General features: G+C 71.3%; 24 protein-coding genes. 10 read left to right on the top strand and 14 right to left on the bottom strand.

The annotated features are described in order from the left end of the window. Positions 1-45: 45 nt before the first annotated feature. Positions 46-1,413 (bottom strand): glucose-6-phosphate dehydrogenase, encoded by a 1,368-nt coding sequence (locus tag AB0N80_RS01530; RefSeq protein ID WP_363577135.1) that lies wholly within the window; start codon positions 1,411-1,413, stop codon positions 46-48. Positions 1,414-1,527: 114 nt separating this feature from the next. On the opposite strand from AB0N80_RS01530, the gene AB0N80_RS01525 reads away from it, so the two are divergent. From AB0N80_RS01525 to AB0N80_RS01515, 3 genes are all read left to right on the top strand, one after another. After that, complete coding sequence (locus AB0N80_RS01525; RefSeq protein WP_363577133.1) at positions 1,528-3,300, top strand: glycoside hydrolase family 15 protein; 1,773 nt, start codon at positions 1,528-1,530, stop codon at positions 3,298-3,300. 135 nt (positions 3,301-3,435) lie between these two features. Next, on the top strand, positions 3,436-4,134 hold the full coding sequence (locus tag AB0N80_RS01520; protein WP_363577131.1) for a hypothetical protein: 699 nt from the start codon (positions 3,436-3,438) through the stop codon (positions 4,132-4,134). Positions 4,135-4,150: 16 nt separating this feature from the next. Further along, a complete protein-coding gene (locus AB0N80_RS01515) occupies positions 4,151-4,531 on the top strand; it encodes a VOC family protein (protein WP_315994275.1) in 381 nt (126 codons plus the stop codon). Positions 4,532-4,597: 66 nt separating this feature from the next. Here AB0N80_RS01515 and AB0N80_RS01510 read toward each other — a convergent pair whose 3' ends face one another. The 4 genes from AB0N80_RS01510 to AB0N80_RS01495 form a co-directional block, all read right to left on the bottom strand. Beyond that, positions 4,598-5,713, bottom strand: coding sequence for an ABC transporter permease (locus AB0N80_RS01510; RefSeq protein ID WP_363388742.1), 1,116 nt, complete (start codon positions 5,711-5,713; stop codon positions 4,598-4,600). Then, the gene (locus AB0N80_RS01505) at positions 5,710-6,594 is read right to left on the bottom strand and encodes an ATP-binding cassette domain-containing protein (RefSeq protein ID WP_315994277.1); all 885 of its coding nucleotides are present in this window, start codon (positions 6,592-6,594) and stop codon (positions 5,710-5,712) included. The genes AB0N80_RS01510 and AB0N80_RS01505 overlap by 4 nt, the downstream gene beginning before the upstream one ends. 270 nt (positions 6,595-6,864) lie before the next feature. Then, positions 6,865-7,533 (bottom strand): response regulator transcription factor, encoded by a 669-nt coding sequence (locus AB0N80_RS01500; RefSeq protein ID WP_315994278.1) that lies wholly within the window; start codon positions 7,531-7,533, stop codon positions 6,865-6,867. Then, entirely contained in the window at positions 7,526-8,785 is a 1,260-nt protein-coding gene (locus tag AB0N80_RS01495) for a sensor histidine kinase (protein WP_363577129.1), read from the bottom strand. Before AB0N80_RS01495 ends, AB0N80_RS01500 begins: the two co-directional genes overlap by 8 nt. Before the next feature lie 147 nt (positions 8,786-8,932). Here AB0N80_RS01495 and AB0N80_RS01490 point away from each other — a divergent pair, with 147 nt between their 5' ends. Then, positions 8,933-9,505, top strand: coding sequence for an NADPH-dependent FMN reductase (locus AB0N80_RS01490; RefSeq protein WP_315994280.1), 573 nt, complete (start codon positions 8,933-8,935; stop codon positions 9,503-9,505). Positions 9,506-9,637: 132 nt separating this feature from the next. Here AB0N80_RS01490 and AB0N80_RS01485 read toward each other — a convergent pair whose 3' ends face one another. The 3 genes from AB0N80_RS01485 to AB0N80_RS01475 all read right to left on the bottom strand — a co-directional run bounded on the left by AB0N80_RS01485 (position 9,638) and on the right by AB0N80_RS01475 (position 12,475). Further along, positions 9,638-10,885: an RNA polymerase sigma factor gene (locus AB0N80_RS01485; protein ID WP_363577127.1), complete on the bottom strand. Its 1,248-nt coding sequence runs from the start codon at positions 10,883-10,885 to the stop codon at positions 9,638-9,640. Then, positions 10,882-11,307, bottom strand: coding sequence for a YciI family protein (locus AB0N80_RS01480; protein WP_315994282.1), 426 nt, complete (start codon positions 11,305-11,307; stop codon positions 10,882-10,884). Before AB0N80_RS01480 ends, AB0N80_RS01485 begins: the two co-directional genes overlap by 4 nt. A 322-nt stretch (positions 11,308-11,629) precedes the next feature. Further along, positions 11,630-12,475: an exodeoxyribonuclease III gene (locus AB0N80_RS01475; protein ID WP_363577125.1), complete on the bottom strand. Its 846-nt coding sequence runs from the start codon at positions 12,473-12,475 to the stop codon at positions 11,630-11,632. 221 nt (positions 12,476-12,696) lie between these two features. Between AB0N80_RS01475 and pyrE the strand changes: the two genes are divergently transcribed. Next, the gene (gene pyrE / locus AB0N80_RS01470) at positions 12,697-13,275 is read left to right on the top strand and encodes an orotate phosphoribosyltransferase (protein ID WP_315994284.1); all 579 of its coding nucleotides are present in this window, start codon (positions 12,697-12,699) and stop codon (positions 13,273-13,275) included. Positions 13,276-13,426: 151 nt separating this feature from the next. Here the strand turns inward: pyrE and AB0N80_RS01465 are convergent, their stop codons facing one another. From AB0N80_RS01465 to AB0N80_RS01455, 3 genes are all read right to left on the bottom strand, one after another. Further along, positions 13,427-13,570, bottom strand: a complete 144-nt coding sequence (locus AB0N80_RS01465) for a hypothetical protein (protein ID WP_315994285.1) — start codon at positions 13,568-13,570, stop codon at positions 13,427-13,429. 23 nt (positions 13,571-13,593) lie between these two features. Further along, positions 13,594-14,424, bottom strand: a complete 831-nt coding sequence (locus AB0N80_RS01460; protein ID WP_315994286.1) for an HAD-IIA family hydrolase — start codon at positions 14,422-14,424, stop codon at positions 13,594-13,596. Between the two features lie 96 nt (positions 14,425-14,520). Continuing rightward, positions 14,521-14,691 (bottom strand): CsbD family protein, encoded by a 171-nt coding sequence (locus tag AB0N80_RS01455; RefSeq protein ID WP_055832729.1) that lies wholly within the window; start codon positions 14,689-14,691, stop codon positions 14,521-14,523. A gap of 190 nt (positions 14,692-14,881) precedes the next feature. Between AB0N80_RS01455 and AB0N80_RS01450 the strand changes: the two genes are divergently transcribed. Together AB0N80_RS01450 and AB0N80_RS01445 are read left to right on the top strand one after the other, a co-directional pair. Beyond that, positions 14,882-15,829: an SDR family NAD(P)-dependent oxidoreductase gene (locus AB0N80_RS01450; protein ID WP_363577123.1), complete on the top strand. Its 948-nt coding sequence runs from the start codon at positions 14,882-14,884 to the stop codon at positions 15,827-15,829. Positions 15,830-15,872: 43 nt separating this feature from the next. Further along, positions 15,873-18,737 (top strand): HAD-IC family P-type ATPase, encoded by a 2,865-nt coding sequence (locus tag AB0N80_RS01445; RefSeq protein WP_363577121.1) that lies wholly within the window; start codon positions 15,873-15,875, stop codon positions 18,735-18,737. A 45-nt stretch (positions 18,738-18,782) separates the two neighbouring features. On the opposite strand, the gene AB0N80_RS01440 is transcribed toward AB0N80_RS01445, so the two are convergent. Beyond that, positions 18,783-19,418, bottom strand: a complete 636-nt coding sequence (locus AB0N80_RS01440; protein WP_315994289.1) for a metal-dependent transcriptional regulator — start codon at positions 19,416-19,418, stop codon at positions 18,783-18,785. Between the two features lie 9 nt (positions 19,419-19,427). Beyond that, positions 19,428-20,786, bottom strand: coding sequence for an Nramp family divalent metal transporter (locus tag AB0N80_RS01435; RefSeq protein ID WP_315994290.1), 1,359 nt, complete (start codon positions 20,784-20,786; stop codon positions 19,428-19,430). Positions 20,787-20,960: 174 nt separating this feature from the next. On the opposite strand from AB0N80_RS01435, the gene AB0N80_RS01430 reads away from it, so the two are divergent. Beyond that, positions 20,961-21,713 carry a TrmH family RNA methyltransferase gene (locus AB0N80_RS01430; RefSeq protein ID WP_363577119.1) on the top strand — a complete coding sequence of 251 codons (753 nt, stop codon included), beginning with the start codon at positions 20,961-20,963 and terminating at the stop codon, positions 21,711-21,713. 20 nt (positions 21,714-21,733) lie between these two features. After that, on the top strand, positions 21,734-22,144 hold the full coding sequence (locus AB0N80_RS01425; RefSeq protein ID WP_315994292.1) for a Rid family hydrolase: 411 nt from the start codon (positions 21,734-21,736) through the stop codon (positions 22,142-22,144). A gap of 67 nt (positions 22,145-22,211) precedes the next feature. On the opposite strand, the gene AB0N80_RS01420 is transcribed toward AB0N80_RS01425, so the two are convergent. Beyond that, positions 22,212-23,540, bottom strand: coding sequence for an MATE family efflux transporter (locus tag AB0N80_RS01420; protein ID WP_315994293.1), 1,329 nt, complete (start codon positions 23,538-23,540; stop codon positions 22,212-22,214). 301 nt (positions 23,541-23,841) lie between these two features. On the opposite strand from AB0N80_RS01420, the gene AB0N80_RS01415 reads away from it, so the two are divergent. Beyond that, the gene (locus AB0N80_RS01415) at positions 23,842-25,821 is read left to right on the top strand and encodes a M13-type metalloendopeptidase (RefSeq protein ID WP_315994294.1); all 1,980 of its coding nucleotides are present in this window, start codon (positions 23,842-23,844) and stop codon (positions 25,819-25,821) included. Positions 25,822-25,834: the final 13 nt, after the last annotated feature.

The raw sequence follows: 25,834 nt of genomic DNA, 5'->3' as shown, positions 1-25,834 counted from the left end.
TCGAACGCCGTCGAGCCCCCCGATGTTCCCGTGTGACGGAGAAAGTCACAGCCCCCAGGAGGCCGGACCCGCGGTGCCCGCCGGGTACTCGTCGAGCGGCACCTCGTCCGCGCGCCACGCGTCGATGACCGGCTGCACGATGCGCCAGCACTGCTCGGCGGCGTCGCCGCGGACGGCGAGCATCGCGTCACCGTCCAGGATGCCGGAGAGCACCTCGCCGTAGGCCTTCAGGCCGCCCTCGCCGAGGTCGGCTCCCAGGGTCACGCGCTCGAGCTCGAGCGGGTCGTCGGCGCCGTTGACGTTCAGCCCGAGGCTCATGGTGTCGGGGCCGAGCGAGAACGTCATCACCGTCGGCTCGCTCTCGCCGATGAAGCCGTGCGGGAGGTGGCGCACGGGCTTGAACGTGACGGTCACGGCCGGGTCGCCGGCATCCGGTCCGAGGGCCTTGCCCGAGCGCAGCACGATCGGGACGCCCTCCCAGCGGGCCGTGCGGACCTCGACGGTCATCTCGGCGAGGGTCTCGGTCTGCCGGGACGCGTCGACGCCGGGCTCGTCGGCGTAGGAGGTGAAGTGCCGGTCGCCGATCGTCCCCTCGGTGTAGCGGGCGCGGCGGGAACTCTTCACCGGGTCGTCGCCCCACACGTGGGTCGCGCGCAGCACCGCCGAGGTGGCATCCCGCAGGTCGAGCTGGTCGAGCGAGGACGGCGGTTCCATCGTGACGAACGCCATCACCTGCAGCAGGTGGCTCTGAATCATGTCGACCAGCGCGCCCGCGCGGTCGTAGTAGCCGGCGCGCCCCTCGAGTCCGAGCTTCTCGGGGAAGTCGACCGTGACGGATGCGATGTCGTCGGCCGACCACACGCTCTCGATGAGGCGGTTGGCGAAGCGGACGCCGAGCAGGTTCAGCACCGTCGACCGCCCCAGGAAGTGGTCGATGCGGAAGACCTGGTCCTCCGGAACGAGCTTCGCGACCTGCTGGTTGAGCGCGTGGGCACTCGCCTCGTCGGTGCCGAACGGCTTCTCGAGGGCCAGGACGGTCCCCTCGGGGATCGTCACGTCGGCGAGGGCGACGCACGCCTTCTCGGCGACCGCCGGGGGGACGGCGAAGTACAGCGCGGGTCGGCCCTCCGCGGCATCCAGGAGCTTCTGGAGGTCCGCGGCTCGGGTGATGTCCACCTGGCTGTAGGTCGTCTCGGCCACCTTCTCGAAGGCCCCCTCGCCGCCCATCGTCGCGAACGAGGCCCGCACGGTGTCGCGCCAGTGGTCGTCGGTCCAGTCGTCCATGCCGGCGCCGTGCAGCCGGACCGAGCGGTCCGGTTCGCGCGTGAGCAGCTGGCCGAGGGCCGGCAGGAGCAGTCGAGAGGTGAGGTCGCCCGAAGCGCCCAGGATGATCAGGGTGGTGTCCGCCGCCATGCGGCCACCGTAGCGCCCCGCACCGACGCCGACAGGGTGCTTGCAGCCGGCACAGGGATGCCACTATCGAGATGCTCTGCCGCGGTGCCGGTGCCACCTGACATGATCACGAGGGTGACGACTCCGATCGAGGATTACGCCGTCCTCAGCAACTGCCGCTCCGCCGCCCTGGTGTCCCGCGGGGGGAGCGTCGACTGGCTCTGCCTGCCCCGGTACGACAGCGGGTCGATGTTCGGCGCCCTGCTGGGCGACGAGTCGCACGGGGCCTGGTCGCTGCGCCCGAGCGATCCGGATGCCACCGCGACGCGCCACTACGACGGCGACACGTTCGTGCTGGTGACGCGGTGGGAGACGCCGACCGGCGTCGCCGAGGTGCACGACGCCATGCCCGTCGACGAGGGCGTCGAGGCGCTCGTGCGGCGCGTGGTGGGGATCTCGGGCGAGGTCGACTTCGTCAGCGAGGTGCGCCTGCGCTTCGACTACGCGCGCGCCGTGCCGTGGGTCCGGCAGATCGGCGCCGGAGGCGAGCACGCGGTCCTGGCGGTGGCGGGGCCGGATGCCGTCGTCCTGCGCGGTCCGCGCCTGATCGCCGTCGACACCGCCCACCGGGCGCTGTGGACCACCGTCGCCGGAGAGAACGTGGACTCGGTGCTGTCGTGGGGGCCGTCGTGGCAGGAGCCCCCCGCGCCCATCGACGTCGATGCCACCCTCAAGCGCACGAGCGAGTGGTGGACGGCGTGGGCGGCGCGCGTCGCGGCATCCGGGGAGCACGCCGAGCTCGTCACCCGGTCGCTGCTCGTGCTGCGGGCGCTGACCCACGCCGAGACCGGCGGCATCGTGGCGGCCGCGACGACGTCGCTGCCCGAGGCCTTCGGCGGGGGACGCAACTGGGACTACCGGTACGTCTGGCTGCGCGACGCCGCCCTCACGCTCACCGCGTACATCGAGCACGGCTTCCTCGAGGCCGCGCACCGGTGGCGCACCTGGCTGCTGCGCGCGATCGCCGGGGATCCCGCCGACGTGCAGATCATGTACGGCATCGCCGGCGAACGCGATCTGCCCGAGCGCGAGCTGACGAGCCTGCCCGGCTACGACGGCGCGAGCCCCGTGCGCATCGGCAACGGCGCGGTCGACCAGTACCAGGCCGACGTGATCGGCGAGGTGATGGTGGCGCTCGACGCCGCGCGCCGCGCGGGCGTCACCGAGACGTCGTTCTCGTGGGGCCTTCAGCGCGCCCTCCTCACGCAGTCGGTGCAGTGGTTCGATCGTGCCGACAACGGGATCTGGGAGATGCGCGGCGACCCGCACTTCTTCACCCACTCGCGCGCGATGGTGTGGGCGGCGTTCGACCGCGGCATCCGGGCCGTCGAAGAGAACGGTCTCGACGGCGACGTCGAGACGTGGCGCACGCTGCGCGACCGGGTCCGTTCCGACATCGACGCGCACGGCGTGCACGCGGGCGGGTGGTTCACGCAGCACTACGACACCGACGAGGTCGACGCGTCGCTGCTGATCCTGCCGCAGGTGGGGTTCTGCGCCTACGACGATCCCCGCATGCTCGCCACCGTCGCGCGGATGGAGCAAACGCTCATGCCCGACGGTTGGCTGCTGCGCTACCGCACGACCGGCGTCGACGGTCTCGCGGGCGACGAGCATCCGTTCCTGGCGTGCTCGTTCTGGCTCGTCGGGCAGTACGCCCACAGCGGTCGCCGCGACGACGCCGTCGCCCTCATGCGCCGCCTCACGGCCGTCGCGAACGACATCGGCCTGCTGTCGGAGGAGTACGACCCCCGCGATCGCCGGCAGGCGGGCAACACCCCGCAGGCGTTGTCGCACCTCGCCCTGGTCCTCGCCGCCGACGCGCTGGAGGCCACGGCCGAACGCTGAGCCGCCCGGGCCGGCGGGGAGGTGGCTGAGCCCGTCGAGGCCTCCGGTCCCCTCGGCGACCGCCGGGGCCTCGCGCCGCCTGTCGCCGCGCGGCGAGCCCGCCCCGGCCCCGCCGCGCGGTCGTAGAGTCGTCGCATGGACGAGGACGTCGAGCTGGAGGGGCTGCGCGAGCGGGTCTACGGCGTCGACGGCGCGAGCGCGACGCCCGAGATGATCGCCCGGCTCGCGGAGCTCGAAGAACGGCGCCGCGCCGAACCCCTGCTCTCCGTCTCCGACGTCGGGCATCCCCGAGCCGCGGATGCCGCGGCGCCCGACGCCGTCGGTCCGGAGCCGGCGTACACGGAGGCCGGCCCCGCGGCCGGACGTGCTCGTCGGGCGCTGCGATGGGCCGTCGCCGCGGCCGGTGCGGTGGCGCTCGTCGGGCTCGGCATCGCGATCGGCGCGAATCTCGCCCCGCCCGCCGCCTCGGCCGATCCCGCGGCGGCGACCTACCCGGAGCTGACGTTCCCGCAGACGGTGGAAGATGTGATCTCCGCCGACATCCTGCGCGACAGCGGGATCGATCCCTCCAGCACCCGCTACATCGCGACGGTCAGCGACTTCCGTGTCTACCTCGCCCAGCCCGACGACGGCGACGGCGTGTGCATCGCGACGTTCACGTCATCCGACAATCGCCCGTGGTCGGTGGGCTGCGCCTCCGGAAGCGCCGGTCCGTCGGCCGCGTTCGGAATCGACACCGCCCTGACCGTCGCGGTCGGCGACACCGACCCGTCGGCCGTCGAGGGCATCCCCATCCGTCTGTCCGACAGCGTCACGGCGTACGTGGCGCGCTGATGCAAGGAGAACCCACATGTTCCGCCCCGATGGCGCCTTCTCCGGTTTCGCGGTCGATGACCTCGACGCCGCTCATCGCTTCTACGCCGACACCCTCGGCCTGCGGGTGGAGGTGCTCGAGGGATCGGGCTTCCTGCGCCTGCACCTGGCATCCGGGGGCAGCATCCTCGTCTACGGCAAGCCCCACCACGAGCCGGCGTCGTTCACCGTGTTGAACTTCCCCGTAGCCGACGTCGAGGCGGCCGTCGACGACCTTCGGGCCCGGGGCGTCGAGACCAAGATCTACGACGACGCCGACATCCCCACCGACTCGCGCGGGATCATGCACGAGGGCGGTCCGCTCATCGCGTGGTTCCGCGACCCGGCGGGCAACGTCCTCGCCGTCCTCGAGGAATGACGACGGGCGGGATGGATGCCGAAGCCCTCGGCATCCATCCCGCCGGCGTGACCGGACCCGAACCGGTCAGCCCTTCAGCGCCTCCGCGAGCTTGACGCGGCCCCCCATGCGCAGAAGGGAGTTTCGGTAGATGCGGGACGCGAGTCCGATGGCCGCGACGCACGAGGCGAGGAGGATCAGCAGCGACAGCACGGGCTCCCACCACTGGGCGTCGCCGAGGTACATGCGCAGCGGCATGCCCACGGGGGCGGAGAACGGCACGTACGACATCACGGTGAGCACGACGGGGTTGTCGTTGAAGAAGATCACCAGGAAGTACGGCGCCATGATCAGCATCGTGATCGGCGTCGTGGTGGCCCCGATGTCCTCCTGCCGCGACACCATCGCCGCGGCCGCGGCGAACAGCGCCGCCAGCAGCACGAAGCCGAAGAGGAAGAAGATCGCGAACCACGCGATGGGCGCGCCGAGGGCGTCGAGCACCCCCGCCTGATCGGTCACCGCGAGCCCGATGACCGCGACCGCTGCGAGCAGCACGATCTGCGCCATCGCGAGGATCGTGTTGCCCAGCACCTTGCCCGCCAGCAGGGCCCGCACGGGGATGGCCGAGATCAGGATCTCGACGACGCGCGTCTGCTTCTCCTCGACGACGCTCTGCGCGATCGTGCCGCCGAAGGTCGTCGCGGCGATGAGGAACACGATGCCGAAGGCGAGCGCGATGAAGTACCGCAGGATGTCGGCCGCGTTCGACCCGGGCTCGATGCGGTCGACAGGCGGGGTCTCGCTCAGCATCTGCAGCAGCGTCGAGGGCACGCTGTCCTTGACCACGACGGTGAAGTCGAACGACGCCTCCGACGATCCCGAGACCAGGGCGGCATCCACCGTGCCGTCGGCGACGAGCGCGCGAGCGGCGTCATCGCTGTCGGCGACCGTCACCTCCAGGCCGTCGAGGTCCGAGACGGCGCTCTGCGTCTGCGACGTGACGGCGACCGGGATGCCGCTGGACGCGGCGTTGCCGGCCGTGAACCCGCCCCACAGCACGGAGGCGAGGGCGGCGAGGACGAGCACCGCGGTCGAGATGACGAAGGGCTTGCTCCGCAGCTTGGAGCCGATCTCGCGCTCGGCGACGAGCCAGATGCTCAGCGCCTCACCGGGGGCGCGGCGGGTGGGGGTCGTGGTGCTCACTGGATGACCTCCTTGAAGATCTCGGCCAGGGTCGGCCGCTGGGGGGCGAAGCTGGCGACGTCGCCGCGCGAGACGGCACCGTGGAGCACGCGCTGCGCGGTGGTGTCGTCGGCGGTGTCGAAGAGGGCGTAGCCGCCGTCGAAGTCGATCACCGTCACTCCGGGCTCGTCGCGCAGCCACCCGGCGTCGCTGCGCGACACCAGTTCGTAGCGATGCGTGGCGTGCTGCGCGCGCAGTTCGTCGCGGGTCCCGGCGGCGCGGATCGTGCCGCCGGCGATGATGACGAGGTCGTCGCACAGGCGCTCGACGACGTCGAGCTGATGGGAGGAGAACAGCACGGCGGCACCGGCCGCGGCCTTCTCCTGCAGGACGCCCGCCACCACGTCGACCGCGAGGGGGTCGAGGCCCGAGAACGGTTCGTCGAGGATGAGCACCTCGGGCTCGTGCACGAGGGATGCCGCGATCTGCGCGCGCTGCTGATTGCCCAGGGAGAGGGTCTCGACGAGGTCGCCGAGGCGCTCGCCGAGTCCGAGGCGCTCGAGCAGCACGGTCGCCTTCTTCGTGGCGTCCGCCTTCGAGAAGCCGTGCAGGCGGGCGAGGTAGGCGATCTGCTCGGCGACCTTCATCTTGGGGTAGAGCCCGCGCTCCTCCGGCATGTAGCCGAAGCGACGACGGTCGGCGGCGGTGACCGGCGAGCCCGTGAGGGTCACCGAACCGGCGTCTTTGCCGAGCACGCCGAGGGCGATGCGCATGGTGGTGGTCTTGCCGGCGCCGTTGCCGCCGACGAAGCCCGTCAGCCGCCCCGCGGCCACGGTGAAGCCCACGTCGTCGAGCACGCGGCGACCGCCGTAGCTCTTGGTGATGCCGTCCAGTTCGAGCACGGTGCATCCCTTCTTCTCGTTGTCTTCCACGCTAGGGAGGCGGGTGCCGTGGCGCCTCCGCCGCGGGTGGGGTCATCGCCTCCGCCCCACGGGGGAGGGGCGGGCGTGCGAGGGGGCGGGTCGTCTCGGGCGGGGTGCGAGGTCGCACAGGGCGGGGTGGACCGGCGAGGGCGTACGCGTGTGTCGAGACCGCACCCGTTTCGCGGCGAAGGCGTGCGTCATCCGAGAACGAGTGCGTCCTCGCGTGCTCCCGCGGAACTCGCCGCGCCCTCAGGCCAACCCGTGCCGGTGCGCGAGCACCACGGCCTGCACGCGGTCGCGCGCGCCGAGCTTCTGCAGCACGTTCGACACGTGCGTCTTCACCGTCGCCTCGCCGATGAACAGCCGCGCGGCGATCTCGGCGTTGCTCAGGGCCTCGGCGACGAGCGTCAACACCTCCGCCTCCCGCTCGGTGAGCGGCTCCACGAGAGCGAGCGGGGGAGGAACGGATGCCGCGGGCTCCGGCGACCCTCCCGGGGCGAACCGCGCGATCACCCGGCGGGTGACCTCCGGCGCGAGCAGGGCGTCTCCGGCTCCGACGATGCGCACCGCGGAGACGAGCTCCTCCGGCCCCGCGTTCTTCAGCAGGAACCCGCTCGCCCCGGCGGACAGGGCGGCGAACAGGTAGTCGTCGCGGTCGAAGGTCGTGACGATGAGGATCGCGGCATCCGAGTCGGGGTCCGCCGTCAGCAGTCGCGTCGCTTCCAGGCCGTCCATGTCGGGCATCTGCACGTCCATGCAGATCACGTCGGGGCGGAGCTCCGCCGCGGCGGCGATCGCCTCGCGCCCCGTGGCGGCCTCGCCGACGACGCGGAGGTCGTCTTCGAGCGAGAGGATCGTGCGGAACCCCGCACGCATCATCGCGTGATCGTCGACCAGCAGCACCCGCACCTCAGACATGGGCGACCTCGCTCTCGGCCGCGGGCACGCGGACGCGCACGAGGTACCCGCCTCGCGAGCGTGGGCCGATCTCGATGGTGCCGCCCGACACCGCCGCGCGCTCCCGCATGCCGAGTTGTCCGAGCCCCGGTGTCGTGGAGCCGGAGCGTCCGGTGTTCGCGACCTCGAGTTCGATGGCATCCGGGTCGAACCGGAGGCGCACATCGGCGGTGGCGTGGGGGCCGGCGTGGCGACGCGCGTTCGTGAGCGCCTCCTGGGCGATGCGGTACAGGTTCACCTGCACGAGAGGAGGCGGGTCCTGCATCGGTTCCCCGATGACGGTGAAGGTGGCGGGGAGTCCCGCGGCGGAAGCCTCGTCGACGAGAGCGGCGATCGAGGTCAAGCCGTGCGTGGTCGGAGCGGTGTCGGGATCGCCGTCGTTCCCGGGCGCCCGCAGGGTCTCGAGCAGCTGGCGCAGCTCGTGGAGCGACGTCCGGGCCGAGTCCTCGATGCCCGCGAGCACCTCGCGCGCCTTCTCGGAGTCCTTCGCCAGAACGGCGCGGGCGACTCCGGCCTGCACACCCATGAGCGACACGTGGTGGGCGACGACGTCGTGCAGCTCGCGGGCGATGCGCACGCGGTCGAGTGCCACCGCTTGGGCCGCGGTCACCTCGCGCTCCGATTCCAGCTCGGCGGTTCGCTGTTCGAGTTCGGCGCGCTCGCGCATCTGCTGATACGAGCGGTTGCCGAAGTAGTAGGCGCCGCCGAAATACAGCGCGTTCAGCGCGAGGCTCAGCAGCTGATAGGCCACGAACGGCGAGAACGCGCCGGCGCGCGAGAAGGGCCCCTCGACGCTCGGATCGATCGGCTGCGTGGCCTCCTGGAACATCACGATGAAGAGCCAGGCGAACATGCCGATGACGATCGCGACGCGCACGATCGTGGCTCGGCGTCGGTTCGTCTCCCACGCGCCGACCGTGTAAAGCGCGATGAACATCGCGATGTTCCCCGCGTACACCTCGGGGATGCGGAACGTCACGGCCATGAAGTACGCGAGCGACACCAGCACCGCCGCGACCGACGGCCAGCGTCGACGAAACGCGATCGGCACAGCGAGGAAGGCGACGTAACCGAGGGCTATGGCGAGTGAGCCCTGCTTGTCGCCGTACAGGCCGGAGATCGACGACAGCACGGCGCTCATGAGGCCGCCCAGCAGGAGGGCCGCCGCGAGCACGAGATCGTTGCGCCGCTGGGAACGGGTGAGTCGTGCCATCCCTCCACGCTAAGGGGGACCCCCCACACCTGCATCCCCCGCAGGGCGGAGTCAAGCGGGGGCGGAATACAGGTTGGCGGGTGACGCTTGCACGTGAATGCACCTGGGCACAGTCACTGCGCCCCCGTCAGCACAGAGAGGATCATCGTGACCGACTACACGATCGGCTACATCGTCGGCAGCATCTCCAGCACCTCCATCAACCGCCGCCTGGCCAAGGCGCTCGAGAAGGTGGCGCCCGAGGGCGTGACGCTGAAAGAGATCCCGATCAAGGACCTCCCGTTCTACTCTCCCGACTACGACGGGAACTTCCCCGAGGTCGCGACGGACTTCAAGAACGCGATCCAGGATGCCGACGGCGTCTTCATCGTGACCCCCGAGTACAGCCGCTCCATCCCCGGCGTTCTCAAGAACGCCCTGGACTGGTCCGCCCGCCCCTACGGCGAGGCGTCGTTCAACGACAAGCCCACCGCCGTCATCGGCACGTCGCAGAGCGGCATCGCCACCGCGGCCGGCCAGCAGCACCTGCGCTCGGTGCTCCTGCACTACAACGCTCTCGTCCTGGGCCAGCCCGAGGGCTACATCCAGTCGACCCCCGGCCTGTTCGAGGAGGACGGCACCGTCACGAACGAGGGCACGGCGGAGTTCCTGCGCTCCATCATCGAGGCGCTCGTGACGCTCATCTCGCGCACGGCGCCCGCCGAGGTCCCCGCGGCCTGACGCGCAGTGACGGCGGGGTCGGGTTTCCCCCGGCCCCGCCGCACGTCTCGGTGGCTTCGACAGGCTCAGCCACCTGTGTGGTCGTCGAGGTCCCTGAGCCTGTCGAAGGGACCGGGAGCGGCAGGCCACGAGTCAGGGCGCCAGCGCTTCGGCCTTCCGCCGGAGCAGCGCTGCCTCGCGCTCGTTGCGGGCGAGGTCCGCCGCGTTCAGGAGCTCGTCGTGCGCTTCGCGCGTGCGTCCCAGCCGTGCCAACAGCTCGCCGCGCACCGACGGGATCAAGTGCGACCCCTTCAGCGCGCCGGCGGCGGCGAGACCGTCGGCGATCGCGAGTCCTTCGAGAGGCCCGGATGCCATCGACACCGCCACGGCGCGATTGAGTTCGACGACGGGACTCGGGGCCACCCGGCCGAGCACCTCGTACAGCAGGGCGATGCGATCCCACTCCGTCGCGTCGACGCTCGCCGCCTCCGCGTGACAGAGCGCGATCGCGGCCTGCAGCTGGTACGGCCCGCGCCCGCGCCCGATCGCATCGGCGCGGGCCAGCAGCGCCGACCCGCGGGCGATCGCCGAGCGATCCCAGCGCCGCCGGTCCTGATCGGCGAGGAGCACGGCATCCCCGTTCGCATCCACGCGGGCCGCGAAGCGCGACGCCTGCAGCTCCATGAGGGCGCCGAGCCCCAGCACCTCGGGCTCGTGGGGGAGCAGCCGCGCCAGGACGCGCCCGAGACGGATCGCCTCGTGCGCGAGCTCTGTCCGCAGGACCGCGTCGCCGGAGGTGGCGGCGTAGCCCTCGGTGAAGACGAGGTAGATCACGCTCAGGACGGCGCGGAGCCTGGTCGGCCACTCCGCCGGATCCGGCACCTCGAACGGCACTCGCGCGGCGCTGAGCGTCTTCTTCGCGCGGACGATCCGCTGCTGCATCGTCGGTATCGGAACGAGGAACAGCCGGGCGATCGCTTCTGAGCCGAGGCCGCCGACGACCTTCAACGTCAACGCCACCTGCGCCTCCGGAGCGAGCACGGGATGACACGCCGCGAACACCAGACGCAGCACATCGTCGTCGATCGGATGCCATTCGGCATCCGTCATCTCGTCCGTCTCCGCGCCGATCAGCCGGTACTTCTCGCTGAGGTTCCGCGCCCGCCGCCAGTCGTCGATCGCCCGTCGCTTCGCGACCGCGGTCAGCCAGGCGCCGGGGTTGGCCGGAACGCCGTCGCGAGGCCAGCGCGCGAGCGCCTCGGCGACGGCATCCTGAGCCAGATCCTCCGCGGTCGGGAGGTCTCCCACCACGCGCGCGAGCGTCGCGACGATGCGGGCGCCTTCGATGCGCCAGATCGCCGCGACGCGCCGCGCGACGTCGGCGACGGGGTCGGGGCTCACCGGGAGGACTGCTCCTCGCGCCAGCCCTCCTCCTTCTGGATGTAGGCGTTGTCGGCGAACGCGGCGAAGTCCGTCTCGTCGGTCACGCGACGCACCTCGAGCGTGTTGCCCGCGATGAGCGGCGCTCGCCGCGCCCACTCGACGGCCTCGTCCTTCGACGACACCTCGATGATCCAGAAGCCGTTGAACAGCTCGTGCGTCTCGCCGTAGGGGCCGTCGGTGACGACGGGCTCCTCGCCGCCGAAGGCCACGGTGAAGTTCTGACTCATGTCCTCGGCCAGACCGTCTCCGGCGACCAGCACGCCGGCGGTCATCATCGCCTCGTTGTAGGCGCCCATGTCGTTGATGACCTGCTCGAACGGGATCCGCTTGTACGCCGCGTACGCCTCGTCGGTGCCGCGCATGATCAGCATGTACTTCATCGTGGACTCTTCTCGTCGGTGCTCTCTCGAGCGATCTGAGGGGAGCGAATGCCTGCCCCTACTATCGCGTCGAAGGGCACCGAGCGGAATCGACAGGGTGAGGGAAAAATCTTCCGGATGCCGCGATCGTGCGGCGGCGGTCGGTGCGCGTGCTCGCAGGATCGCGTTCTTCTCGGGAGTCTCCGTCGAGGAGGCGGCGAGGAACGTGCGCGTCGACGAGGATCCGCCGGCGACCCGGCGCACCGCCCGATGCGGACGAGAAGACCACGGATTCCGGCGGGGCGCGCCGAACCGCGGGGAAGCGCGCGGACGGCGCCGGCGATCAGCCGAAGATCATCGGCAGATCGTCGTCGTCGTCGGCATCCGACAGGTCGAGGTCGGCGACGACGGGGACGTGGTCGCTGGGTACTTCGCCCTTGCGTTCGTCACGGTGGATCTCGGCGCCGTGGACGGCATCGGCGAACGCCTGCGAGCCGAGGATGAAGTCGATGCGCAGACCCTCGTTGCGGGGGAAACGCAACTGCTTGTAGTCCCAGTAGGTGTAGCCGGTGGGGATGAGCGGGCGCACGACGTCGGTCAGCCCCGCGGTCTCGAAGGCGGCGAAGGCGGCGCGCTCGGGAGGGGACACGTGGGTGGTCGCGCCCTCCACGACGGTGGGGTCGCCGTTGTCGTCATCGGTGGGGGCGATGTTGAAGTCGCCGGTCAGGGCGAGCGGCAGGTCGGGGCTCTTCTCGAGAGTGTCGGCCGTGTACTGGCGCAGCTTGTCGAGCCAGTCGAGCTTGTAGACGTAATGGGGGTCGTCGAGCCCGCGCCCGTTGGGCACGTACAGACTCCACACGCGCACGCCGTTCACGGTCGCCCCGATCGCGCGGGCCTCCTGGGGCAGGTCGGGCCCCTCTTTGCCCTTCTCGAATCCGGGCATGCCGGGGAAGCCGATCTCGACGTCGTCGAGCGGGTCGCGGCTCGCGATCGCGACGCCGTTCCACTGGTTCAGGCCGTGAGCGGCGACGTGGTACCCGGCCTCTTCGAAGGCCGCATACGGGAACTGCTCCGTCTTGCACTTGATCTCCTGCATCGCCAGCACGTCGATGTGCTCGCGCACGCAGAACTCGACGGTGCGGGTCACACGAGCGCGGATGGAGTTGACGTTCCAGGTGGCCAGGCGCATGGCATCCAGCCTACTTTCGGGCGCGGACATCGCCGTCCGCGGCGGCGCCCCTGGGCGTTCCGCGGCGCCCGGCGCCGCCCGTCGGTGTGCACGACGGCGGGAGGGAGGTGCGACAAGGCGGCCGGGGCGCGGGTTCCGCGGCGTGTTCCGCCGCCGGCCCGCCGTTGTGCTCAGGCGGGCTCGAGCGGGCCCGGGCGGGCCGGAGCAATAGACTCGACGCCGTGACCGCCGCCTCTACGCCCGAGCTCGAAGCCGACCGCCAGGCCCTCATCGGCCTCATCAACGCCGAGGCGGTGTTCCACGGCGACTTCACCCTCTCGAGCGGCAAGAAGGCGACGTACTACGTCGACATGCGCAAGCTCACGCTCGACCACCGCGCGGCTCCCGCGATCGGGCGCCTCGTGCTCGACCTCGTGAAGGACCTCGACGGCGTCGTCGCCGTGGGCGGTCTGACGCTGGGCGCCGACCCGATCGCCAACGCCGTCATGCACGAGTCCGTGCACGCCGGTACTCCGCTCGACGCGTTCGTCGTGCGCAAGGAGCCGAAGGACCACGGCCGGGGTCGTCAGATCGAAGGCGCCGACGTGAAGGGTAAGCGCGTCGTCGTGGTCGAAGACACCTCGACGACCGGTCAGTCGGCGCTCAAGGCCGTCGAGGCGCTGCGCCGCGAGGGCGCCGACGTCGTCGCCGTCGCCGTGATCGTCGACCGCAAGACCGGCGCGCAGGCCGCGATCGAGGCGGAGGGCCTGCAGTGGCTGGCATCCATCGATCTCGACGACCTGGGGCTGGCGCCGCAGTAAGCGCGACGCGTCACCAGAACAGGCGGGTGCGGCGAGAACAGGCCGATTCCGCGCGAATCGTCCTGTCGCGGTGACGTGCCCTGTTGTCGTGACGGCCGGGGGGTGGATGCCGCCCCTCGCCTCGCCACGTCGAACGGTGCGACAGCCGTGCTCAGGGTGCGCCGTCTCCCGGCCCGTCGAACGGATCGCGGCGTCCGCCCCCGCGCCGTGACCGCCGCCACTGCACGATGAACGCCACGAGCGTGCCGGCGGTGATGAAGAAGGCCGTGATCAACCACAGCGTGCGATCGTCCATGCGTCGTCCTCTCGGTGGCGGGGTCAGAGCCCGGCTTCGAGCCCGTCTTCCCCGTCGGCCAGTTCGGTCTCGAGGGGCTCGTCGCGCACGAGCTCTGCCACCGAGCCGAGGATCTCGTCGGGACGGAAGGGATAGCGCTCGATCTCGCGCTGGTCGCTGATGCCGGTCATCACGAGCACCGTGTGCAGCCCGGCCTCGATGCCGGCGACGATGTCGGTGTCCATGCGGTCGCCGATCATGCCCGTGTTCTCGCTGTGGGCGCCGATGCGGTTGAGCGCCGAGCGGAACATCATCGGGTTCGGTTTGCCCACGATGTAGGGCTCCTTGCCGGTGGCCTTGGTGATGAGCGCCGCGATCGCTCCGGTCGCCGGGAGCACGCCCTCGGTCGAGGGGCCGGTGGCATCCGGGTTGGTCGCGATGAAGCGCGCACCGCCGCGGATGAAGCGGATGGCCTTGGTGATGGCCTCGAAGGAGTAGTTGCGGGTCTCCCCGACCACGACGTAGTCGGGGGTCGTCTCGGTCATGATGAACCCCGCCTCGTGGAGCGCGGTGGTGAGGCCCGCTTCGCCGATGACGAAGGCGGAGCCGCCCGGCATCTGCGACCGGAGGAAGTCGGCGGTGGCCAGGGCCGAGGTCCAGATCGACGATTCCGGCACCTCAAGGCCGGATGCGCGCAGCCGGGCACTCAGATCGCGCGGCGTGAAGATGGAATTGTTCGTGAGCACGAGGAACGGTGTGCCCTCGGACCGCCACTGGGCGAGCAGTTCCGAGGCGCCCGCGATGGGGGTGTTCTCATGGACGAGCACGCCGTCCATGTCGGTGAGCCAGCACTCGATGTCGCCACGGGTCCGCATGCGGCCCAGCCTAGACCCGGCCCCGTACGCGCCCTCCAGAACGCACGAGGGCGGGCGCGATCATGAGGATCGCGACCCGCCCGCGGTGGCGGCGATTTACTTGAAGGTGTCCTTCACGTTCTCGCCGGCCTTCTTGGCATCCGCCTTGACCTGGTCGGCCTTGCCCTCGGCGGCGAGCTTGTCGTTGTCGGTCGCGTTGCCGATGGCTTCCTTCGCCTTGCCCACGATGTCCTGAGCGGCGTTCTTGATCTTGTCGTCCAGACCCATGATCTGACTCCTTCTCGATGTGACGGCGTCGGCGGCGGGGTGTTCGTCGCGACGGAGCGGGGTGCTCACGAGGGAGACGGTGCCCGCGGACGATTCGTCACGTCGATTCTGAAAAAAGTTCCGGGATGCCGATATTCCCCGAACGGAATGGACCCGTGACGTGGGCGCCCGATCTCGTTAGGGTCGAAGGGTGACGCGTCGTGACTGGGACCCCGAGAACCTTCCCGATCTCTCTGGACGCTCCTATCTCGTCACCGGCGCGACCCGCGGTCTCGGGTTCTTCGCGTGCGAGCAGCTCGCCGCGGCGGGTGCCCACGTGCTGCTGACCGGGCGCAACCCCCACAGCCTCTCCGCCGCCAAGGCGGCGGTGAAGCGTTCGACCCCGGATGCCGCGATCGAGACGCTCCTGCTCGACACCAGCAACATGGGGTCGGTGCGTGCCGCCGCGGCGACGGCGCGGGCGCGCGGGCGCCTCGACGGGCTGCTGCTGAACGCCGGCGTGGTCCATCCGCCGAAGCAGCGCGAGACCGTCGGTGGACACGAACTCGTGTTCGCGACCAACGTGCTCGGCCACTTTGCCCTGGCCGGCGAGCTCCTCAAACCGCTCGCGACCGCCCGCGGGCGGATGGTCTGGGTGGGGAGCCTGTCGACCTCCCTCTGGCGGCACCTGCCCACCGACCCCGAGCTGCGCGAGGGCTACACGCCCTGGAAGGCCTACGTGCAGTCGAAGGCCGCGACGACCGCCCTCGCCCTCGAGGCCGACAAGATGCTGCGGGCCCACGGCGTGCCGGTGGAGAGCCTCGTCGCGCACCCGGGCTACTCCACGAGCGGTCGTACGCGCGGGGTGCGGGGCGTGAACGAGCCGAGCCGTCTCACGCGATTCGTCGACAACCTGCAGGCGCCCATCACCCAGTCCAAGGAGCAGGGCGCGTGGGCGCTCGTGCGTGCTCTCGTCGATCCCCACGCCGAGGGCGGCTCGATGTACGGCCCGGCGCTCATCGCGCGCGGCGCGCCGCGGCGGGCGACTCCCGCCCGGGGCACGCGGCGAGGAGACCTGGGCACCGAGCTGTGGCGCGCCTGCGAGACCGCCACGCACGTGAGATGGCCGTTCGAGAGGGCTCGGCGAGCGGCATCCTGAACCGGCCCCCGCGGTGTCGGCGGGGGGGCTCTACAGTGAGCGCATGGAGCAGGCGACGAGCGACGACCGCGCAGACCTCGGCGTCGCCGGACTGAGCGCGGCCGACGTCGCCGAACGGGTGGCGTCGGGGCAGACCAACGCCTTCACGGCCGACACCAGCCGGAGCGCGTGGAACATCGTGCGCGCCAACGTCTTCACGCTCTTCAACGGGATCGTCGGGGCGTGCTTCGTCGTGCTGCTGCTGTTGGGCCGCTGGCAGGACGCGCTGTTCGGGGTCGCTGCGCTCTCGAACGCCGTGATCGGATGCGTGCAGGAGTTCCGCGCCAAGGCCGCGCTCGACCGCCTCGCCCTGCTGAACGCGCCCCGCGCCCGGGTCCGGCGCGACGGCGCGGAGGCCGAGATCGCGCCGCCGGAGGTGGTGCGCGGCGACGTCCTCGTGCTGCGCGCGGGCGATCAGATCGCCGCCGACGCGGTGGTGGTGGCGTCCCGCGGCCTTCAGATCGACGAGTCGATGCTCACCGGCGAGTCGGATGCCGTCGACAAACGCGTCGACGACGAGGTGCTGTCGGGGTCGATCGTGGTGGCCGGCGAAGGTGCGGCACGCGTCGCCCGCGTGGGCGCCGAGTCGTATGCGAACACCTTCGCCGCGGAGGCGAAGCGCTTCCAGCTCGTCTCGAGCGAGCTGCGCACCTCGATCGACCGCGTCCTGCGATGGGTCGGTTGGGGGATCGGGCCGATCGGACTGCTGGTCCTGAACGCGCAGATGATGGTGGCCGGCGGCTGGGTGCAGGCCTGGCAGCAGGGCACGTGGTCGCAGGCGGTCGTGAACACCATCGCCGCCCTCACCGCCATGATCCCGCTCGGGCTCGTGCTCATGACCTCGATCGCCTTCGCGGTCGGTGCGGCGCGGCTCGCCGGGCAGAAGGTGCTCGTCAACGAACTGCCCGCGGTCGAGGGGCTCGCCCGGGTCGACGTGATCTGCCTCGACAAGACCGGCACTCTCACCGCGGGCGAGATCCGCTTCGACGACGCGGTCGCCCTGTCGGAGGCGACCGGCTGGACCGACGTGCTGGCCTGGTACGGGGCCGCCCCCGACGCGAACGCGACGGCGACGTGCCTGCGCGAGCCGTTCCCCGTGGGTGCGGTGCTCACGGCGGCCCGGCGGATCCCGTTCTCATCGGCGCGAAAGTGGAGTGCGGTGTCGTTCGACGGCGGCGCCGACGGCACCTGGGTGCTCGGCGCGCCCGAGATGGTGTTCGGCGATGCCGCGACCGATGCGAGCGGCGAACTGGGCGCCGCGGTCACGCGGCTGGCTTCGTCGGGTCGACGCACCCTCGTGCTGGGGCATGCGGGCACGCCGCTCACCGACGCCGACGTCGACGCGGAGCGGTTGCCGGCGGGTGTCGCGGCCGTCGCGGTGCTGACCTTCGTCGAGGCGGTGCGTCCGGATGCCGCCGAGGCTCTGGCGTACTTCCGCGATCAGGGCGTCGGCGTGCGCGTCATCTCGGGCGACAACCCCCGCACGGTGGCGGCCATCGCACGAGAGGTCGGCCTCGACGTCGATGAGGGGTACGACGCACGTCGGTTGCCCGCCGACGACGACGAGCTGGGCGCCGTGCTCGAGCAGCACACCGTCTTCGGCCGTGTCACGCCCGACCAGAAGAAGCGCATGGTCACCGCGCTGCAGGCGCGCGGGCACGTCGTGGCCATGACCGGCGACGGCGTCAACGACGCCCTCGCCATCAAGACGGCCGACATCGGTATCGCGATGAACTCCGGTGCGGCGGCGACGAAGGCCGTGGCGCGCCTCGTGCTCCTCGACGGGCGCTTCTCGCACCTGCCGTCGGTGGTCGCGGAGGGGCGCCAGGTGATCGCCAACATCGAGCGCGTCTCGATGCTGTTCCTGACCAAGACCGTCTACGCGACGGGGCTCGCGGTGCTGTTCGGCGTCCTCGTGATGGAGTTCCCGTTCCTGCCGCGGCAGTTGTCGATAACCGATGGTCTGACCATCGGCATCCCGGCGTTCTTCCTGGCGCTGCTGCCGAACGCGCAGCGGTACGTGCCGGGGTTCCTCCGCCGCTCGCTCAGCTTCGCGATCCCCGCGGGTCTCGTCATCGCCGTCTCCCTCACCGTCTACACGCGCGTGGCGATGCAGATCGGTCTGGGGACGGCGCCGTTGCGCACGGGCGCGACGATCATCCTCGCGATCGTCGCGATCTGGGTGCTCACGGTGCTGTCGCGTCCGGTCACGCGCGTGAAGGTGGTGGTGATCGGCGCGATGTTCATCGCGCTCACCGCGATCTTCACCGTGCCGCCGTTGGGGGAGTTCTTCCAACTGCAGGATCCGGGCGACGACGGTGCGACCCTGGTGACACTCATGGTCGTGCTCGCGCTCGGAGCGATCGAAGCGGTGCGGTTCGCGCACCGACGGTTCGTGCGACGCTCCCTGGCCGACGTGTCCGCTGGTGCGGGCGGGGTCGCCGACGAGGTGCGCCGCCGACCCGCTGTGGTCACGGCGGCCATCGTGCTCGTCTACGTCGGCGGACTGCTCAACACCGCTCTGGGCATCGTCGTCCTGTTGGCGCGCTACGCCGTGACGCCCGATCTCGTGCTGCCGGTCTCGCTCGTGGGCGCGGCGACCGTGCTGCTCGGACTGCTCACGATCGCCGGTGGGTCGGCGCTTTCGCGGGGCAGTTCCCTTGCTCGCACGCTGCTGACGGTCTACCTCGGCGTCCTGGTCGCTCTGCAGGCGACGGCGATGGCGTTGACCGAACTCGACCCGATCCTCGTCGTCGCCCTCGTCGCCGCGCTGGCCGTCATCGCCAGTATGTGGGTGCCCGCGCGGGCCCGGCGATGGTTCCGCGGTGACGCGGCGTCAGTGCCCGCGGCAGGTCGCGTCAGCAGGTGAGCCGGGCCACCCCGACGGCGGCCGCGCCTTCCCCCACCGGCGGTGTCAGCGAGTGAGCCAGACCGACCCGTCGGCTCCGGCCGGCAGCGACATCTCCACGCCGTCCGCGCGCACCACGCCCTCGGACACGACCTCGAGCTCGTGACCGACGTCGATCCCGCGATCGACGAGCGCACGCAGCAACTCGGGATCCCGGTCGCTCACCCTCAGCACCCGGCCCGCGTGGCCCACCGGCGCCTCCGCCAGCAGGATGAAGGGCTCGCGGTGCACCGCGCCCTCGGCATCCGGGATCGCGTCTCCGTGCGGGTCGAAGCGGGGGCGCCCCAGGCGCTCGTCGATGCCCTCGAGCAGCCGGTCGCTGAGAGCGTGCTCGAGCACCTCGGCCTCGTCGTGCACCTCATCCCACGCGTAGGCGAACTCGCGCACGAGCCACGTCTCGATGAGGCGGTGGCGGCGGATCACGCCGGCGGCGCGGCGCTGCCCGGCCGCGGTGAGCGACACGGGTCCGTACGGGCGGTGGGTGACCAGTCCCTGGGCGGCGAGCTTCTTCACCATCTCGGTGACGCTCGAGGGGGCGAGGCTCAGCACACCGGCGAGCTGCGAGGGCGTGATCGGGGAGTCCTGCCACTCGGTGTGGTGGTAGATCGCCTTGAGATAGTCGTCTGCCACGGGCGATTCCACGCCGTCAGCCTATCCGCCGGTGAAGACGAGCCACAGGAGGACGACGTTGAGCGTGATGAGGAACCCGGATGCCAGCACCCCGGCGACCGTGGTCGCGCGGCGATTGCGGTACCGGCCCAGGACGTCGGAGCGCGCGGTCAGGGCGACCAGCGGCACCAGGGCGAACGGGATGCCGAACGACAGCACCACCTGGCTGAGCACGAGGGCGAGGGTGGGATCGACGCCGAGTGCGAGGATCGCCAGCGCGGGGACGAGGGTGACGAGACGCCGGACGACGAGTGGGATGCGCGCCCGCAGCAGTCCGTGCATGATCTCGGCGCCGGCGTAGGCGCCGACCGAGGTCGAGGCGAGGCCGCTCGCGAGCAGCCCGACGGCGAACAGCGTCGCGACCAGGGGGCCGAGCCCGTCGCGGAGCGCCGCGTAGGCGCCCTCGAGGCTGTCGGTGCCGTCGACGCCCGCCAGGTTGGCGGCGGCCAGGAGCAGGATGGCGAGGTTGACCGTGCCGGCGACGGCGAGGGCGATCGTGACGTCCCACCGGGTGGCCCGGAGCAGCCTCGGGGTCGAGATGCCGCGTGCGTGCTCCAGCGCCGCGCGCGAGGCCGACGTCCCCGTCGCCGGGGGGCCGTCGGCGCCGGCTCCCGCCGAGAGCGCGGATGCCGTGTGCCCGACCTGCGCGAAGGTCGCGGCATCCGGGGCGAAGCGGTCGCGGGCGAGTGCCGAGTGCGCGTAGATGGCGTGCGGCATGATCGTGGCGCCGAGGATGGAGGCGGCCAGCAGTACCGAGTTCGTGCCCTCGAAGCGCGGCACGAGACCGGCGGCGACCCCCGCCGCATCGGGAGGCGCGATCAGCAGGCCGAACGAGAAGCCGACGGCGATGATGACGAGCATCCCGATGAGCACGGTCTCGAAGGCGCGCGCCCCGCGGCGCGTCTGGACGAGCAGCAGACCCATCGACACCACGCCGGTGATCGCTCCTCCCCACACCAGGGGGATGTCGAACAGCAGGTGCAGCGCCACGGCCCCGCCGATGACCTCGGCGACGTCGGTGGCCATCGCCACCGCCTCGGCCTGCAGCCAGTACAGCCGCCGCCCCCAGGGGCGGTGCATCCGGCGGCCGAGGATCTGCGGGAGGCTCTCGCCGGTGACGATGCCGAGCTTGGCGGAGAGGTACTGGATAAGCCACGCCATGACGTTTCCGAGCACCACCACCCACACGAGCAGGTAGCCGAAGGCGGCGCCCGCGGTCATGTTGCTGGCGACGTTGCCGGGGTCGAGGTACGCCACTCCCGCGACCATCGCCGGGCCGAGCAGCCAGAGGGCGCGCCCCGGAGCGTGGCGGCGGACCACGGCATCCTCTGTTTTCGGCATGCCGAAACCTTACTGATTTTTCGGGCACCCGAAAACTCCTCGACGCGTCCCCGGAGCACGCGACCGGCGCGGGATCACCGGTTCGACCGTCAGCGCCGGCGCGTGCTCTCGTACCGTTCGTGTGCTCTCGGCCGCCGAATCGTGCGGGGCGTCGACCGCGGATAGCCTGGATCGGTGACGGATGCCGACGACCCGACGCCGGCGCTCGACCCCCGGTTTCCGGAGGGGGACGCGCCGTCTCCGGCGCGCGACCCGCGGGTCCCGACCCGGGACGCGCCGACCTCGACGCACGACCCGGAGGCGCCCGCCCCGGGCGAACAGACTCCGACGCACGGGGTCGGGCCGTGGCCCGGCGGCCCCGACGAGTGGCCCGACGATCCGCGCTACGACCCCGAGCTGCTCGCCGACGGCGATCGCCGCAACGTCGTCGACGGCTACCGCTACTGGAGCATGGACGCGATCGTCGCGGACCTGGACGCCAAACGGCATCCCTTCCACGTCGCGATCGAGAACTGGCAGCACGACCTCAACATCGGCACCATCGTGCGCAGCGCCAACGCGTTCCTCGCGGCCGAGGTGCACATCATCGGCAGGCGCCGATGGAACCGCCGCGGCGCCATGGTGACCGACCGGTACCAGCACGTGCGCCATCACGAGGACGTCGCGGCGTTCGTCACGTGGGCGCGCGAGGCGGGCCTGCCGGTGATCGCGGTCGACAACGTCGACGGTTCGGTCCCGATCGATCGGTCCGACCTGCCGGAGGCGTGCGTGCTGCTGTTCGGCCAGGAGGGGCCGGGGCTCTCGGCCGAGGCGATCGAAGCGGCGACGGGTGTCGTCGAGATCACGCAGTACGGCTCGACCCGGTCGATCAACGCGGCCTCCGCCGCCGCGGTCATCATGTACGAGTGGTGCCGCCGCTGGGCCTAGGGGCGTGCGAGGGTGGGGGGATGCCGAAGGCCGTCACCCTCATCCGTTCGGCGTCGCTGTCGGGCGTCGCCGAATACGCCTACGCGGCGACCGCTCCCGCCGAGGCTCGTCTCATCTTCCTGGCCGGCTCCTGCCCCCTGGCCGCGGATGGCGCGACGGTCGGGGTCGGCGACGTCCGCGCGCAGGCGGCCCGGTGCGTCGAGAACCTCGAGACCGCGCTCGCCGACGCCGGGGCGCAGCTCACCGACGTGATCAGCACGCGTGTACTCGTGGCATCCGCTCGGCAGGACGATCTCGTGGCGGCGTGGGAGGTCGTGCGCGACGCGTTCGGGTCGCACGATGTGCCGAGCACGCTGATGGGGGTCACCGTGCTGGGCTACGACGATCAGCTCGTCGAGCTCGAGGCGGTCGCCGCGATCGTCGACGAGTGACGCCCGCGGAGGGCGCATCGTCGTGGCCGGTGGCACCCGGCTCGGAAGGGGCGCCCGCGGTGGCGGGTCAGCCGCCCGCGGTCATCCACGCCCGACCGCGCACGCGGAGGCCGAGGGTGAGCGCGCGAGCGATCATGTAGACGCCGAAGAACGCGGCGGCGAGCCACGCGAGTCCCGCGGGGCCCCCGCCGGCGAACAGGGCGACGAGGACGAGAGCCGGCGCGTAGGGGACGAGGTTGAGCAGGCCCGCGAGCGCCAGATACCGGGCGTCTCCCGCGCCGATCAGCACGCCGTCGAGCACGAAGACGAAGCCGGCGAGCGGCTGCGCCACGGCCAGCACGATCAGAGCGGGTTGGACGAGGGCGGCGATCTCGGCGTCGCCGGTGAAGAGGAGCCCGATCACGCCCGAGGCCGCGGCGAGCACGGCGCCCACGCCGACGCCGAACCAGATGCCCCAGGCGCTCGTGCGTCGAAGGACCCTCTGCACCGTCTCGGTCTCGTCGGCGCCCAGCGCGTGGCCGATGAGGGCCTGCGCGGCGATCGCGAGCGCGTCGAGGGCGAAGGCGGCCGTCGAGAAGATGGTGAAGGCGATCTGCCACCCGGCCAGTTCGTCGGACCCCAGTCCGGTGGCGACCGCGACGGTGGCGAGGAAGGCCACCCGCAGGCTGAGGGTCCGCAGGAACAGCCACCCCCCGGATCGCGCGGTCCCGCCCCATCCCTCGCGCTGCGGCCGGACGGAGGCGTCGTGCCGACGCGCGAGCGCGCGCACGACGAGGACGTACGCGCCCACCATGCCCCACTGCGCGGCGACCGTGCCGATCGCTGACCCCGCGATGCCCCATCCGAAGCCGTAGATGAACACCGCGTTGAGGGCGGCGTTCGCCCCGAAGCCGACCCCGGCGATCCAGAGCGGGGTGACCGTGTTTTGCAGCCCGCGCAGCAGCCCGGTGGCCGCGAACACCACCAGCATGGCCGGAAGGCCCCACATCGAGATCGAGAGGTAGACGCGGGCGTTCTCGGCCACGTCGGGGGCGGCGCCGAAGAGGTCGACGACCGACGGGGTGACGATCGACCCGACTGCGGCGAGCACCCCGCCCAGCGCGAGAGCCAGCCACATCCCGTCGATGCCCACGGACACCGCGCGTCCCGTCTCGCCCGCCCCGAACCGCCGCGCGACCGCGGGCGTCGTCGAATAGGCGAGGAACACCATGAGCCCGACGATCGTCTGCAGCACGGCGCTCGCGATGCCGAGACCCGCCAGGGGAGCGACACCGAGGTGCCCCACCATCGCGGCATCCACGATCAAGAAGAGCGGCTCGGCGATCAACGCGCCGAGCGCGGGCACCGCGAGCCGCAGGATCGAGCGGTTCAGCGTCGCGGGCGGCGGTGTCGTCACGGTCCGAGCCTAGGCCGGGCCTCCGACGTCGCTCGGCGCGCGGCGCCCTGCGCGCGTGCGGCGCGAGCCGGGCGCGGCGCAGGGTCAGTGATCTGCGCAACCTCCGTCCGATCCGAGGGGGATGCCGCTGAGGTCGCGCCGATCGCGGAGGTTGCGCGATGCGAGGGGGACGGGGCGGGCCCGCCCGGCGCGGGGGCGCTCGGGTCGATGCGCGGAACGGCGACGGCTTGCGTTCCGCGTCCACGCGTGGCGCGCCCCGCATTCCGAGCCCGCACGGATGCGGGGCACTTATCCTGTCTCCATGACCGACACCCCCCGCTCCGGTCTCGCGCTCGACGAGCTCAGCGACGAGATCCGCCCGCAGGACGACCTGTTCCGCTACGTGAACGGCCGCTGGCTGGAGCGCACCGAGATCCCCGACGACAAGGCCCGTTGGGGCTCGTTCCACCTCATCGCCGAGCAGGCCGAGGCGGACGTGCGCACCATCGTCCAGGAGTCGCAGGAAGCCGAGCCGGGCAGCGAAGCCCGCAAGATCGGCGACCTCTTCGCGAGCTTCATGGACACCGAGCGCATCACCACGCTCGGCGGCGAGCCGCTGGCCCCGCAGCTCGCGGCCGTCGACACCGTCACCGACATCCCCTCCCTGCTCCGGCTCATCGGCGAACTCGAGCGCGACGGCATCAGCGGCCTGCTGACGCTGTTCGTCGAGCCCGATCCGGGCGACCCCACCCGCTACGTGCCGGTGGTCTACCAGGGCGGCATCTCGCTGCCGGACGAGAGCTATTACCGGCTCGACAACTTCGACGAGACCCGCACCGCCTACCGGGCGCACATCGCCCGCGTGCTCGAGCTCGCCGGGGTCGCCGAGGCCGCGGCATCCGCCGATCGCGTGTTCGCGCTCGAGGCCGACCTGGCCGCGCATCACTGGTCGCGCGAAGACAGCCGCGACGCGGTCAAGACGTACAACCTCAAGACGTGGGACGACACGCTCGCCCTCGCCGGAGTCGACCTCGAGCCGTGGCGTGCGGGGGTCGCCCCGGGTCACGAGGACGCGCTCGCCGAGGTCGTCGTGTACCAGCCGAGCTTCATCGAATCGCTCGGCGGTCTGCTCGTGGCCGAGCGTCTCGACGACTGGAAGGCGTGGCTGCGCTTCAAGATCGTGCACGCGGCGGCGGCGTTCCTGTCCGACGAGTTCGTGGCCGAGAACTTCGCGTTCTACGGCACGCAGCTCACGGGCGTGCCCGTGAACCGCGAACGCTGGAAGCGCGGCGTGAGCCTCGTCGAGGCGGCGCTGGGCGAGGCGATCGGCAAGGTCTACGTCGAGCGGCACTTCCCGCCCGCCGCGAAGGAGGCGATGGACGGCCTCGTCGCCCACCTCATCGAGGCGTACCGCCGATCGATCCGCACGCTCGAGTGGATGACCGAGGAGACGCGCGAGCGGGCGCTGGCCAAGCTCGACGCCTTCACGCCCAAGATCGGCTACCCGGTTCGCTGGAAGGACTACTCCGACCTCGAGATCGACGCCGACGACCTGGTCGGCAACGTGCGGCGCGCCCACGTGTGGGAGCACGACCGTCAGCTCGCCAAGGTGGGCCAGCCGATCGACCGCGACGAGTGGTACATGACCCCGCAGACGGTCAACGCGTACTACAACCCGCTCATGAACGAGATCGTGTTCCCCGCGGCGATCCTGCAGTACCCGTTCTTCGACGCCGAGCGCGATGCGGCGGCGAACTACGGCGGCATCGGCGCGGTCATCGGTCATGAGATCGGTCACGGCTTCGACGACCAGGGCAGCCGCTTCGACGGCGACGGATCGCTGCGGGACTGGTGGACGGATGCCGACCGCGCGGCGTTCGAGGAGCGGACGAAGGCCCTCATCGCCCAGTACGAGGCGCTCGTGCCGCAGGGACTGAGCGAGGAGCACCACGTCAACGGCGCCCTCACCATCGGCGAGAACATCGGCGACCTGGGCGGGCTCGGCATCGCGATCGCCGCGTACCGTCTGTTCCTCGAGGAGCAGGGTGAGGCGGAGGGCGAGGGTCCCGTCGTCGACGGGTTCACCGGCATCCAGCGTCTGCTGCTGAGCTGGGCGCAGATCTGGCAGCAGAAGGGTCGGGATGCCGAGACCATCCGCCTTCTCACGATCGACCCGCACTCGCCGAACGAGTTCCGCTGCAACCAGATCGTGCGTAACATCGACGCGTTCTACGAGGCGTTCGAGGTCACCGAGGGCGACGCTCTCTGGCTGGACGCCGACCAGCGCGTCACCATCTGGTGAGACGGCGTTTGTT

The sequence above is a fragment of the Microbacterium sp. NPDC089188 genome (assembly GCF_040685155.1).
Taxonomy (GTDB): domain Bacteria; phylum Actinomycetota; class Actinomycetes; order Actinomycetales; family Microbacteriaceae; genus Microbacterium; species Microbacterium galbum.
This window is presented reverse-complemented; position numbering and strand designations above follow the sequence as displayed.